Source organism: Lentimonas sp. CC4, from assembly GCF_902728235.1.
In the GTDB taxonomy this organism is placed as follows: domain Bacteria; phylum Verrucomicrobiota; class Verrucomicrobiia; order Opitutales; family Coraliomargaritaceae; genus Lentimonas.
Genome location: NZ_CACVBO010000002.1, coordinates 602893 through 616713 on the forward strand (window position 1 = coordinate 602893; position 13821 = coordinate 616713).

The 13821-nt window shown below is 51.8% G+C and carries 6 protein-coding genes; 3 read left to right on the top strand and 3 right to left on the bottom strand.

From position 1 onward, the window contains the following. Positions 1-25: 25 nt before the first annotated feature. Entirely contained in the window at positions 26-2902 is a 2877-nt protein-coding gene (locus tag GZZ87_RS18830; protein ID WP_162028205.1) for a glycoside hydrolase family 30 beta sandwich domain-containing protein, read from the bottom strand. Between the two features lie 235 nt (positions 2903-3137). Between GZZ87_RS18830 and GZZ87_RS18835 the strand changes: the two genes are divergently transcribed. Further along, positions 3138-5258: a beta-galactosidase gene (locus GZZ87_RS18835; protein ID WP_162028206.1), complete on the top strand. Its 2121-nt coding sequence runs from the start codon at positions 3138-3140 to the stop codon at positions 5256-5258. Positions 5259-6478: 1220 nt separating this feature from the next. Here the strand turns inward: GZZ87_RS18835 and GZZ87_RS18840 are convergent. Both GZZ87_RS18840 and GZZ87_RS18845 read right to left on the bottom strand, forming a co-directional pair. Next, entirely contained in the window at positions 6479-9145 is a 2667-nt protein-coding gene (locus GZZ87_RS18840) for a glycosyl hydrolase 53 family protein (protein ID WP_162027853.1), read from the bottom strand. Between the two features lie 56 nt (positions 9146-9201). After that, positions 9202-9972 carry a prepilin-type N-terminal cleavage/methylation domain-containing protein gene (locus GZZ87_RS18845; RefSeq protein ID WP_162027854.1) on the bottom strand — a complete coding sequence of 257 codons (771 nt, stop codon included), beginning with the start codon at positions 9970-9972 and terminating at the stop codon, positions 9202-9204. A 445-nt stretch (positions 9973-10417) separates the two neighbouring features. Here GZZ87_RS18845 and GZZ87_RS18850 point away from each other — a divergent pair, with 445 nt between their 5' ends. Beyond that, positions 10418-12691, top strand: coding sequence for a glycoside hydrolase (locus GZZ87_RS18850; protein WP_162027855.1), 2274 nt, complete (start codon positions 10418-10420; stop codon positions 12689-12691). 233 nt (positions 12692-12924) lie between these two features. Then, positions 12925-13737: a dienelactone hydrolase family protein gene (locus tag GZZ87_RS18855; RefSeq protein WP_162071484.1), complete on the top strand. Its 813-nt coding sequence runs from the start codon at positions 12925-12927 to the stop codon at positions 13735-13737. The last annotated feature ends 84 nt before the right edge of the window (positions 13738-13821 follow it).

The window sequence follows — 13821 nt, forward strand, 5'->3', positions numbered from 1 at the left end:
GGCAGGCTCGGTGCTGTCTGGCAGGTCAAACTCCTCGGAGGTGGAGGTGCTGGAAACCGCGGAGCCTTCGTAAGGTGTCCATTTGACCAAGTCGGTGCTGGTTTCGATGCCAAGAGCGGAAGTCGCTGCGGGAGGCCGGAGTTACTTTTATTTTTCCTTCTTTCGGTGTTCCGATGAGTGAAATGCTTAATTTGTTGTTCGGGTCGGTGGGATCGGTTCCGGCTTTATATTCGGAGCCGTTATCTGCTCCGTCGCCATCGGAGTCGGCCTCAGGGTCGATGCCCCAGTCGTTGAAATACTTCAGCTCCCAGCGGTCGGAGAGGCCGTTGCCGTCGAGGTCGTCGAGTTCATGAAACAGGAAGGTGGCGGCATTGCGTCTAGCTAGTGTGCTGGTGAGATGCTTGTCCCCAATTTTGAGGTCAAAGGTCGCTTCATCACCGGTGTTGTTATAGACAATCACTGCGATGGTGCCATCTGTGTTTTTAAAGGCCAGGGTCTGCAGGTTTTTGTTCGAGGGTGCCGCATCGATGCGAATGGCTCCAGGACGGACAAAGCGCCCGTAGTGTCCGATGGCTGCATATTCCGGATAGAGCGTCCAAGAGTCATCGGTCGTGTCATAATCGATCAGTCCGGCTGCCGTATTCCAAGTGACGCTCGGAAGGTTTGGTCCGCCGTTTTCATCGACGGCGATATTCCATGTCAGCACGCAACGCGCACCGTTATACAGCGCATTGAAGAAAATATCGTTGAAGAAATAATGCATGTTGTCCGAGAACGGCCTTTTCTCGCCGGTTCGCTCAGTGAAGTAGAGGCCTTTTTCGGGGTAATCGCGCCTGATGTTGCCCATTGAGCTCGCATCTCCACCGTATTGGTGCCATGCGGAACCCGCCGCGTAATCATATGCCTCTTGGTCAGCATAGACTTCATTTACGTAGTCTTCGCCGATGTTGTAGTTGTGGTCGAACACAATGATTTTTGTGGAGATATTGTTCGCAGCGAATGCGGCACCGATCGCCTTGGTCAGCGCAATGTGCTCGGCAGGCGTCATCTTCATGGTGGGATATTGGTTGTTTCCGTGCTGGGGTTCGTTCTGGACGGTAATCGCCCAGATCGGCAGCCCTTGCGCTTCGTAAGCCTTAACAAAATTAACGAAATATTGGGCGTAGTCATCCACGAATTCTGGCTTCAGCGACCCATGTCTCATGGAACCGTTGCTCTTCATCCAGGCTGGGGCTGACCAAGGTGAACCCATTAATTTGAGCTGAGGATTCATTTCCAAGGCCTGCTTGAGGAGTGGGATGCGCATCGTGAGGTCGTAATCGATATTGAACGAGCCCTGCGTATCTTCGTAGGACCAGACATGGTCGGAGAAATCGCATGCGCCCATAGGGAAGCGAACCAGTGCCATACCGATGCCAGTATCGGGATTGAATAGCTGATCCATGATTTCATCGCGGTGAGGCGAATTATAAATCAAAATGGCGGAGGCATCCGTCATCGAAGCACCGAAACCATCGATGGGCTGATAGCGCTCGGTTGTATCGATATCTACATAAAGACTGTTGGATCCGGCGCCTTGCTGGAAAGCGACATCGGCTTTGCGCTCAACAATCTGCACGCCGTCTGGGTCCGTTACCCAAAGTCCTGAAACATCAGACAGTGGGCCGGTTTCCGCCACGGCCATTTCGCTTACCAAGAGGATATCGTCAATAAACGCTTCGGTGTTGCTTTCGCCAGTAATTACCAAGGTCGCTAGGTTAGCAGGATCTGCGATATGATAGGGAAAATCGCTCAGTTCATTGGCACTGCCATCAACGTGCAGATTCAGCCCGGACGATTTCAGCTCCACGATCACGGTTCTGAGGTCATCGGGATCGAAAGCGTCGACGTCCTTTACCTTATCGTTCCAGCCAGTCCCTGCGGGAAAAAAGGTTCCTTCGGAATCGAGTGCGCCCATCGCTCGGCTGTTGTCATAGGTGACCGTGAAGAGTGTATTAGAGGATGAATCGAGCCCACTGATGGAGAGTATTTCGCCGTTGTTGTGATCCAGTGCAGCCAGTTTAACGCTCAGATTTAGGGTCGTTTTTTCGTCATTTATCCAGGGTTCATCGAGGTTGAGACGTAAATCAAACGGTCCGGTTCGGGCACTCAAAGCGCGGTCATTAAGCGCCATGAAGCGGCCAAACACTGCCACGTTATCCAGAAAGTTAGCCGAGGTGCTGCCGCCAGAGAGGGCAAAGCGCAGGGTGATTTGCTCATCGGATGCGAGTGTTACATCGGATAGCACCGCGGTCAGATCCACATCTACATCGTTTGCTTTGTCGGCAGGACTACTGACGGAGTATAACACGGTTCCGTTTGTTACGCCTGTGAGATCCCCTGAAAGGTAAGTGACCGTCAGCCCGTTTCTTGAGTTGTATGCATCGAGCCAGTCGAAATTCAGCGTGCTGAGTTCAACCAAATAGTCGGTGGGCACTGTCAGCGTGACATCTATGCTCGCAGTCAGGGTTATCTTGTTACAGTTTAAGCCGCTGGTGTTCGGCAGTGGGGCGGTGGAGAGCGATCCCCAGGTGCCATCCTTTGAGCCATTATCGGTGTTGTTGCTCAAGTCAAAACTGCCGCTTAGCCCATCGCTGGTATGGGAGGGCTTGGCACCATTGGTAAAGTCCCAACCGGCCAGCAGGCCGGGAGCCTCGAAATCCGAACCCAGAATTTCCGACTCAGCGGGCGTGACCACTGACCAGGTGCCGCCGGTCGTGCTTGCGTTTAGCTGAGCTTCGCTAACCGGGCCGGTGGTTGAGCCCGAGAAGGGTGCATTCAGCAGCACCGTCTCCAGCTCGGCAAACACACTGACCGTGAAAGTGGATGCTAATGCGGCGCCTACTGCGAATAAGGGATTCATTTTCATAGCGATTGTTCCTGATTATAAATGGCTAGGGGTTCTGTTTTTTTAGCCTAAGGTGCTGAATGCCCACCGACTCCGAGGTTGGAGGCAGGCAGGCGTGGGGGAGGGGATATGGGAAGGATTCTATTGGATCTGAGGTAGTCGAAAGTCTGATTTTCATGCTTATCGGGTAATTCTAATTTATATAAAGAAAAACCTTCCGATTCTTCGATAAACTGTTTTACTAAAAAGGATGCAAGATATTTTTCATTTGGCAGGGGGCGCTCCCCGTTTACTTCATGGAGCGGACTACAATCCGGAGCAGTGGCAATTTGATGAGGCGATCCTCGAAGAGGATTTCGCGCGGATGCGTGAGGCGGGGGTCACGAGCCTGTCGATCGGTATCTTTTCTTGGACACTCTATGAGCCGGAAGAAGGGCGCTATGAGTTTGAGTGGATGGACCGGTTGATGGATCGGTTAGCGGCAGAGGGGATTGTAGCTTTTTTGGCGACTCCATCTGCCAGTAAGCCGATGTGGATGTCGGAGCGCTATCCTGAGATTCGTCGCGTCGCGCGTGATGGTCTCCGCGAGCGTAGTGGCTTCCGTCATAATCATTGCCCCAGCTCGACTCTGTATCGCGAGAAGGTCGCTGCGCTGAACAGTCGTTTAGCGGAGCGCTATAAGGGGCATCCTGCCTTGGGCCTCTGGCATCTAGGCAATGAACTCCAAGGGGAGTGTTTTTGCGACCACTGCTTAAATCGTTTTCGGGAGTGGTTGGAACAGCGCTATGGGACTTTGTCGGCACTACATGATGCGTGGTGGGCGCGGTTTTGGAATCACACGTTCACAGACTGGCAGCAAATCGACCCACGCGATGAGAGCATCGACGGCATGCAGGTCGACTGGAAGCGCTTTATGAACGTGCTCCACGTTGAGTTTCTGGAGAATGAGATCGCGCCTCTGCGCACGCATACCCCGGACGTTCCGGTGACGACTAATTATATGCGCTTTCATCCTGACTTGGATTACTGGCGTTGGTCAAAAGTGTTGGATTTGATCTCGAATGATTCCTATCCATCTTATGATGGGGGTGAAGATATGTGGCAGCAAGCCGCGGCGACTTCTCTGATCCACGATTTGATGCGCGGCCTTGCCGACGGAAAGTCATGGATTTTAATGGAGAGTTCGCCTTCGTCGGTGAATTGGAAAGAGATCAATAAGCTGAAGCCTGCGGGTGTGCACCTCGCCGAATCTGCGCAAGTCGTCGCTCATGGTGGGGATGCGGTCCACTACTTCCAATTTCGAAAAGGGCGTGGCGGCATGGAGAAATTTCATGGTGCCATTGTCGATCATGACAGTGGCACAGACACGCGAATATTCCGTGAAGTCGCTGAGGTGGGCGCATGGTTGCAGGATCAGGCATCTGTCGTGGGCACAGTGTGCCCGCGCGCCGAGGTAGCGCTCCTGCATGATTGGGAGAGTCAATGGGCGTTGAACAGCAGCTTTGGCATACGCCAACCTATCGTGACGGGGATCGAGCCACGTGACGCCTATCATGATATGTTGCATCAGCACCATCGCGGCTGGTGGGAGTCTAGTGTCGCGACGGACGTTATTTGGCCCGATGCGGATGATTTTCGCGAACAGTTGGTTGGCCGCAAGGTCGTGGTTGCATCGTCTCTCTATATGCTAAAGCCGAAAGTGGCTGCGGCGCTGATCGAGTGGGCGCAGGATGGCGGATGTCTTATCCTCAGTCACCATAGTGGTGTGGTTGACTCGTCCAATCGTGTCCATCTCGGAGGTTTGCCAGGTCTTGGTATTCACGAGGCGGCTGGAGCCAAGGTGGAGGAAGTCGATGCTTTATTTCAAGGAGAAATGCGTGCGATCCACCCCACCGGTCTGCTGGATGGCCTCGGCGGTGACTATCAGGTCTCTCGGGCCTTTGGCTTGTTGCAGCTGAAGGGGGCGAGTTCGATCGTCGACCTGACTGAGGGCCTTTGGGCCGGTCGATCGATTGCTTCGCATGGTTCCTGTGGTCGAGGTGAGATCATAATTCTGGCGGCTAACTTTTGTGATGATTTTCACCGGGACTTTTCTCGCAGTGTCGTGGGTCGATTGAATTTAACGCAAGCCATCGCCGAGGAGCTTCCTCGCGGTGTTCACGCAAGCGTTCGCGAAGACGAGAGTCGACGGCATCTCTTTGTCATTAACTATAGTTCAGAAAGCGTTTCACTCGACCTGCCCGAAGGGTGGGAGCAAGGAGACGCGCCTGCTGGGCGGATTGAGTTGCCCTCATTCGGTGTGCGCGTTTTTGGACAAGCGAAGTCTGATGCTGTATGCTGTGAACCAGAGGTCCAAGCGTCGTTATCTTGAGCGTTTGATCCTAAGGGAATGAGTTTAAGCCACAGATGGACCGCATCGCTGTTCATCTGTGGTTGATTCCTGCATCCGTTGAGGGGAGGGTCTTCTTGCGGTTTGACTGGCTCACCGCGATGAGATGTTACTGCCGCGTATCAAGTATTGTGGTATTGATTGAGCCAAGAGCTTCGCCGGGGTGCAGAATTGCTCCAGTATTATTGCTTTTTTCACCTCTACCCACGAATGAGTTCTTCTGCGTGTGATTGATTTACAACCGCTTCGCTGGCAGGTCCTACAGGCGAGGATAGGAGGTCATGATTGCCATGGAATCTAAAAAAAATAGACAATACTCATGAATGATTACACTGAATTAACTGGCGCTATACTCGCACGCATCATGATTTGTGAAAATGCCGAGGCTCATGCGTAGCTGATGAATTGATTGAGTTCTTGGGGAGGGACGGCCTCCGCGCTGAGCTTTACCCATAAGTTTAGAATGTGAAAAGTTGGTGGTAAAAAGGCTCCTTCCCTGCGAAGCATATCCTTATACACAAGTCTGTGGAGCGTATTCGCATGATTGTAGCACCAAGGGTGCGGCCGATGTCAGCCCGGGGCAAAGCCCCGGGTATTCAACCCCAAAAACACAGCGAGCCCTGAAAGGGCGTTCTATTGGATGGGCCAAACACTTGCTCGATTAGATCGCCCTTTCAGGGCTTTGGGTGGATGGTTCATTCCACCTCTAGGGCTTTGCCCTAGGCTGACATCGGCCGCACCTTTGGTGCTACAATTAATATGCCTTTGATGAATCAGGGTTACGTAGATTTGATAATTCAAAGATGTGTATAAGGATATGCTTCGCAGGGGAGGAGCTCAAAGAACCGCGTTCATAGCGACAACAAGAAGATACAAAATTATGGGTAAAGCTCAGCCTCCGCGCCGTCCGCCGAGCCTCAGCACTCAACCAAAGCACACACACCGCAAGACGAGGCGGAGCTCGTCCCTCCCGAATGTATTGTGTCCAGAATCACAAATCTTGATGCGCGCCAGTATATCAATAGAGCCGAGAGATCTGTTCGCCGATTCGCTCTGAAAGATCGATAAAATACCGACCTTGGGCGAACACTAGTAGAATAGCAAACCGCAGAGATATAGATGGATCAGCGGTCCGCGTTGGAAATCTTTGCCATGATTCGTAAGGCCCGCTCGGAGACTTAGGCGCAGATGCGTTAGTGTCGCTATCGCATCTTCTTTAGCCACTCGGACCAATCCCCTTTGGAAATTGGCTTTCCCCAGAAACTGCCTGTGCCGTTCTCGACTTCATAGGCTCGGATCTCTTTTTGTTTTTCGATTTGTGCGGCGGTGAAGTCGGCCAGAAACGAAGCGTCGAGGAAAGGGTCATCGGTGGCGACCTGCCACTCGTTCAGCGTTCCTTTCAAGCTTTCGAGGACGGCCTGCATCTCTGGTGAGTTGGCCAGGTTCTGTGTTTCACCGGGATCCCTCTCTAGATCGTAGAGTTCATAGCGGGGTGGGCTTTGCGTTTGTGTATAAATGCCTCGGGCGATGGATCCTTCCGGTGCCTGCAGTCCTGCGGTTTTGTCCGGCGATTCGCCTTCTGTCTGCACGCGTCCCCAACGGAGGAGGAAATTGGCTGCTTCCGTTCCGAAGAGCATGTTTTCGATTAGCTTGTAGCGGCTATCTCGTATTGATCGCATCGGCCACCAGTCGACTGTTGTGTGCGAGTGATACTCGGTGGCGAGCGTCGAGCGCCAAGTGGCTGCACTTGATTCTGAAAAGAGCAGTTCTTGCAGCGGTTGACCTACGAACTGTGCGGGCGGCTCAACTCCCGCAATCTGACAAAACGTAGGTGCTAGATCCACGAGCGAGACTAATGCTTCGAGTCGTTGAGTGTGGCTGGTGTCTCCCGGCCAACGTATAATCAGTGGCACGCGAACGCCTAATTCATTGACGGATAGTTTTCCCCGTGCGAAGGATGGTCCGTGGTCTGCTGAGAAAATGACCACCGTGTTTTCCAGGAGGCCCTCTTCTTCCAAAATCGTCATTAATCCGTCCACAAGGGCATCGACGCGCTGAATTGAATTATAATATTCGGCGAGTGTGCTATTCAGCCATTTAGTGTGCGGGATATCAGCTCCGAAACTGTCGAGTGGGCGAATCTCGCCGGGTTCGACTGTTCGATAGTTTGGGCCCTCAGGCGCTTTTTTGAACCGACCCCGTGAGAACGGTTCATGGGTGTCATGCGTCTGTGCCTGATAATAGAATGGCTTAGCAGGGTCTCGTTCGCCAAGGAATTCACGAAAGTAGCGTAGATGGGCTTCCCAGTCTTTGGTGTCTGTCCGATCCACTTTAGTGATCCGTTCGAAACTATACATTTTGTCAAAGTGGCGTCGTATCATTGATTCTGGATTGACGTGGATTTTGTAGCTCAGTCCGGTCGTGTAGCCTGCTTCCTTGAGGAGTTGAGGGAAGACCAGAGTGCCTGGGTGTATTGAGTAACCATAGTCCGCCAGACCGAGGTGCCCGCTTTGGTGAGGGTATTGGCCAGAGAAGAGGCTGGCGCGTGAGGGGCTGCAGGTGGCTGAGGTGGCGTAGGCATTGTCAAAAACGGTCCCGCCGGCTGCGAGACGATCGAGTCCAGGTGTCGGGATTTGTGTGTCGCCGTAAGGGCCGATCTGCAGTCCGAGATCTTCAGGGAAAATAAGTAGAATATTTTTGGGCGATTCAGTCTCTACCGCAGCGCGCGTGTTGACTGTATGTTCGATCACCTCTCGCTCGTGTTTCATTGCGAGTAGTCCAGGCAAGGCCGCTCCTTGACTGTCAAAGAGTGCGTTTCTGCCATGATACCAGGGCTTTGGCACTTCTTGGGTGGGGATGCCTTCAGGATACCAATAGAACAGGCCGCGGGCGAGGGGGAACTCGGACAACAGGTGGGTCAGGTCTCGAAGGTAGCGGTATTGTCCACCTGGTGAATAGCTATAGCCGGTGGGATGCTTCTCTTCGTCGGGGCCAATTGGGCCGTGCGGGTGGGCGGTCTCGACGATTATGAACGGGACTTTGACTTCGTTGTTGAGATAGGTGAGCGATTCACGCACTTCTTCCATCGTATTGTGCAAAAAAGGATAATGGCTCAGCCCGATGAGTTCGTAATCGACTTCGTAATTCTTAAACTCCTCGAAAAACCACTTCATTGTGCTCAGGTTGCCACCGCGGTCGATGTGGATCATTCGTTGCGGACCTCCATCCGGAGCGGCATCGCGCACACCCATACTTGCGGCTTGGAGCATTTCTGTGAATCGTGTCCAGGAGGCCTTTTTGTCTGCCTGTTTCAGTTGACCTTCCGGCCAGATGAAGCCCGGAGTGATTTCATTGCCGAGTTGAATCACCGCTAGGTCGATTCCTTCGTGTTGAAATGCCCGCACCACATCTCGGGTGTATTCGCGAACCTTCAGTTTTAAGCTATCAAAGTCCAAGCCTTCCCAGGCTTTTGGCTTATGCTGATTGCCCGGGTCGGCCCAAGTATCGGAGTAGTGCACTGAGAGCAGGATCGGAAAGCCTGCCGCATCGACTCGTTTAGCCAGTGCCAGCGTGTGCGGTAGGTCGTTGACTGCACCCCAGCGCCCATCTGCATCGAGAAAGAGACGCAGGCGAACCATGTCAAATTCCGCAGCCTTGACAATCTGCAGCATGGGCATTGCTTGCCCTTTGAATGTGTAGTCGGCGCCCATACGTTCCATCTCAGGCAGGCCAGAAAGGTCCACTCCTGATATCCATTTAGATGTGTCGCTGGTAGGTGCTGTGGGAGTCGCCATGCAATGATTAGCGGAGCCAAACAGGCCGAGCGCTACGATGCATGCGCAGTCAAACAGGGTGTGAATCGATTTCATAAAAGGTTCGTTGTCGTTTCGTTCTAAAGTGTGTGTCTCAGGTGGCGGGGTCTTGCCTAATCGATTGCGAAGTGCTTGCGTAGTAACTCCTCAGTCGCAAGTAATTCCACATGACCGTCCACGAAGACAAATGCGGCCTTTCCATCGTTTCGGAAATCGGGTTGGCCTGTTCCTGATGAAGTCTCGAAGCCGGCGTTTTGGCTCCAGGTGCTGCGGTCGCTTGGATCGAAGGATAAGCTGAAGTCCGCGTGCCCGTTTTTGTGCTCTTTCTGAGGAGCCTTGGTAGTTACATCACCGAGTAAAATCGCGCTACTGCGTTGCACCTGAGCCACCTGGTTCATTTTTGTGCCTTCGCCTCGCGCAAAGATTCTAGGGTTACCTGCATAGTTGGTCGGCTGCCAGTCCACATCTGGCAACAGCTCTGAATCTAAGGTTGGCGACATGAACAAATCGCTGGGATATTGAGCCAGTTGATTGGCGATTAAGTCTGGCCAGCGCTTTCCGCCATACCCCATTTTCGATTCGTAAGTGGGGCTGCTAGCTGGCGGGTAGTGCTGGTGTTCCATTGCATACAACTGAACGGCTGAGCCCAACTGGCGTAGATTGGATGTGTTTTTCGCTACGGCAGCCTTTTCGCGCACTTTAACTATAGCTGGAATGAGGATGGCGGCTAGTATCCCGATGATGGCGATGACTGTTAGCAATTCGATTAGAGTGAAAGCACGTCGGCGAATTGCGCATCTTTGTTGATCGTTGTCTCGCGCCAGTGAGGATGCCTCGTCGATTGAACCTTTACTAGAGTGGTGGGGGGAAGATGATGTATGCATATCGTTGAATGGTGTGTGTCGCATGGGCTGTAATTGACGCTTTGTTGAATCGATGGGACGGCAACTCGATCTGGCCGATGATTGTCTACTGGTTCGAGAAGGTGGGGTAATTGATGAAACAATTTAAGAGGTAGCTCATTATCTTTTTAATGTGATGCTGATTTGATTTCTGTCGTCGTCAACTCGTAGAAGTGATGCGCGAATGACTAACTAATATTTTTATTTCTTTAGAGGAGTCAATGTAAAACTGTTTGACATCATGTTAATCTGTCTTCTCACTGTCACTGTTCCTTGTTAAAACCCAACGCACTAGCTCGATGACGCCACGTCATCGGTCTTACGTGGGCGGTTCTGGGGCATCAGTCTTTCTTCTCACTATGCGGAACTCCGCGGCGAGTCTCTCCTGCAGTTACGTTTAATCCATTCTACCGATCCCATGAATCTTATGAACCGATCCCATCTCCCCAAAGAAATCCTATGCCTTGCATTAGTTAGTTGCGGTGCGCTTACTGGCGCATTGCATGCGGGCAATGAAGCCGTCACAGAACCGCTGAAATGGTTCCATGAAGAGTTGAAAGAGAATGGCAGGCTCGACCATGCTTGGATGGGAAATTCGAGCGGGGCGAGTATCGAAAGTCCTCAGAAGAAAGGTGGCTTGCGGGGTGTGACTATCAGCCGCACTGAGTTCTTTGAGGGCAGTGCCAGCCTGCAATTTCACGTGACTAAATCAACGCCAGATGAATGGGCCTTCGCTGCGATTACCAATGGGGATCCAATTAAGGGCACAGAGGCGACCTCATGGAAAGAGGTCGACGCTGGAAAAGATATTTCCACCTACAGCCACTTTACTTTTTATCTCAAGGGGCAAGGGGATGCTCGTATCGAGATGAAGGATATAGGTGACCAAGGCTCATTCAAAGTTCGACTGTCAGATTATGGCACCTTCGATCCGGATAATTGGAACAAGTTTTCGATTCCTCTTAAAGACATGGGCCTCGATCTGAGTCTGATTGATGTCACGAAGCTCAAAAATATCAACATCTTGGCTGAGCAAGATGCGCCTGCTGGAGCGGGCGAGTGGACCTTTTATATGGATAACCTGAGCTTCGAGGCTTTGGGGGAACCTATCCTGCCAATGTTAGATCTGCCGAAATATGCGGGGCCTGCGATCTCCGGAGTGAAGGGCGTGGCATATGTGACGAAAATTTGGGATGGAAATGGCAAAGATAAGACACTGGGTGAGCAATGGGGCGATGAGAAGCTCTATGATCAGAACCAGGACCAAGGTAGAGTGCTATTGAAGCAGTGGCAGCTGCCTGCGCCTTCGAAGGATTCGCAGAACACGCTTAAACTGACTCTCTACCCCGATGAAGTGAAGCAGGCAGTATGGGGGCTGGGCGCATCAATGACTGACTCCAGTGCATATGTCCTGAATGAGCTGAAGAAGAAGAATCGTCCACTCTACGATTACACTATGAAGCAGCTGTTCTCACTCGAAGAGGGCGGAGCCGGGTTCAACGTGATCCGCCTCGTCGTCGGGGCGTCGGACTATACTGTCAGTGACAGCTTTTACACCTATTGTGACGAAAAGTCCGAAGATTTGTCGAAGTTCAGCATTGATCGGGACAAAGCCTATTTAATTCCGGTGCTTAAAGACGCGCTTGCGATCAATCCTGATATCACTTTTTTTGCTAGCCCTTGGAGTGCGCCTGGTTGGATGAAGCGCAACGAGGACATCAATGGGATCTCAGCTGAGGAGAAAGCGGCTGGTGCCCAAAATCGTTTGAAGCCAGAATACATTGGAACCTTCGCCCGATATCTCACCAAATTTGTGCAAGGATACGCAGAAGAGGGTGTTCACATCAAGGCGGTCACTCTGCAAAATGAGCCGCAGTTTGATGCAGCGCACTACCCCTGCATGCGAGTCACTCAAGAAGACTATGTTGCGTTGGTCCAAGCGTTTGGTGAGGCGACTCAGGAAGCTGGTGTCGACACCAAGGTCTTACTGCATGACCATAACTGGATATTGCACCAGAATGACACGAAGGTCATCGGTGGGGATAAGAAGATCGATCCTCTGACTTTAGTTAAAAGCTTAGAATCGATGAAAGCCCTAGGGCCGTATATCCTTGGCAGTGCCTGGCACTGCTATTCAGGATCGTTTGCTGATATGCAGAACGTGTATCAATCCCTAAGGGAAGAATTTACAGACACTGCCATCGTGACCTCGGAAGCGACTGCTTGGAAAAGAGATCGCTCATTCAAATGGAATGATGATCTCTTTTGGGGACTTTATAATAACTGGTATGGCACTTTCAAATACGGCGGCACTGCAGCGCTGCAGTGGAACCTGGTGCTCGACCATAACTACGGGCCGACACCAAGAAAGGATTCTCAAGCTTACGGTATCGTGACAGTCAACACGGATACGTATCAGGAGTCCAAGATGGAACGCGAATTCTACGGTATGGGTCACATTTCCAAAGCCATCGGCGGTGGCGGAAATCTCATCGAGAGCATTCTGCATGAGGGGGGCAAGCCAAGTGCACAGCTCAGAACCTTAGCGTTTAAGCGGACGGATGGGAGCCTCGGTTTATTTGTGATCAACAAGTCCCCGAAGTCGAATGCGAAGCTGACAATCGAATACCGAAATCTCACATTCGACGTCATCATTCCAAAATACTCTCTGGCGACATACGAGTGGTCGGAGTTGAAGTAAATCACCGTGAGGTGTTGGGTGAAGCTATAGGATGAATTCATCCAATGCGCTTGATAACTTCAGGGGTAGTTGAATCCAAATAGGTCCAAATACCTATATGCAGATTTTTAGAATAGGGTAGTATGCATCATATAGTCATGTTCTATATGACTCCAACGCATTCAAACTGAAAAGCGGCTGTTGAATCGCCTCTAGCGACCAAAAGCCGCTTTTCATAACTGTCCTTATTTCAGATGAAACTGATTCACTTACACGTATCCCTAGCTCTATTTTTCATATCGCTTGCAAGCCAACTGGTAGCGGCTGAACGACCAAACATTATCTACATCTTAGCCGATGATATGGGCTATGGTGACGTGCAGGTGCTCACCAGCCTGCCGGCGAACCAGTTGCCGAAGAGTGGGCTAAGCTCGGCTACGCCAGTTTTAATCCACACAATAGTGGTGGCCCCATCACCGAGGGAACTGTTGTCGGGCTTCCCAGCACCGATTGGGGGGGCGATCCAACACCAGGGCGCGCTTGGGCCCTATGGAAACCTGAAACCGACCAACGATACCGAGTTCAATAATACCATTGATGATGTGTTTAGCCCTCGAAACAATTTCTACTTTCCGCGGCAAATCAGCTCGCGGCGTATTATTACCTTTCTCAGCCAGCAACCACAGGTTAATCCGGAGGCCATTGGCGTCACTGGGCATTCCACGGGTGGAGCATTGGCCACACAGGTGAGTATCGATCCTCGCATTAAAGCGGCAGTGCCCTCAATGGGGGGTGCCGGCGGACTCTATTTGGAACATCCGCATCTTACCGGAAATGTCCGCAATCAGGGGAATTTCAAAGGCGATGATCTGGAAATCGTGAAGGCCACAGTCGATGGTTACGCATACTACAAGAAGATGCACGCGCCGGTCCTCGCAGTCAGTTGCACCAACGATTTCAATGCACCGGATTGGAATTTTATCCAGTCGCTTAAATTAGCCACAGTCGATAAGCGCTTCAGTTGTGCTGCGAACCTAAGCCACAAAAGCTTACCGGAAGTCGCCTAAAGTATAAGGCATCCATCGATTCATTTATATCGGGTATTTACGCGATGGCTTAAGATTTCTTCGCGGAGTCGGGGGCTTGAATGC

What these genes read in the sequence shown, in the direction of transcription:
- GZZ87_RS18830 (WP_162028205.1), bottom strand. Translation starts at nt 2,902, where the DNA reads ATGAATCCCTTATTCGCAGTAGGCGCCGCATTAGCATCCACTTTCACG.
- GZZ87_RS18835 (WP_162028206.1), top strand. Translation starts at nt 3,138, where the DNA reads ATGCAAGATATTTTTCATTTGGCAGGGGGCGCTCCCCGTTTACTTCAT.
- GZZ87_RS18840 (WP_162027853.1), bottom strand. Translation starts at nt 9,145, where the DNA reads ATGAAATCGATTCACACCCTGTTTGACTGCGCATGCATCGTAGCGCTC.
- GZZ87_RS18845 (WP_162027854.1), bottom strand. Translation starts at nt 9,972, where the DNA reads ATGCATACATCATCTTCCCCCCACCACTCTAGTAAAGGTTCAATCGAC.
- GZZ87_RS18850 (WP_162027855.1), top strand. Translation starts at nt 10,418, where the DNA reads ATGAACCGATCCCATCTCCCCAAAGAAATCCTATGCCTTGCATTAGTT.
- GZZ87_RS18855 (WP_162071484.1), top strand. Translation starts at nt 12,925, where the DNA reads ATGAAACTGATTCACTTACACGTATCCCTAGCTCTATTTTTCATATCG.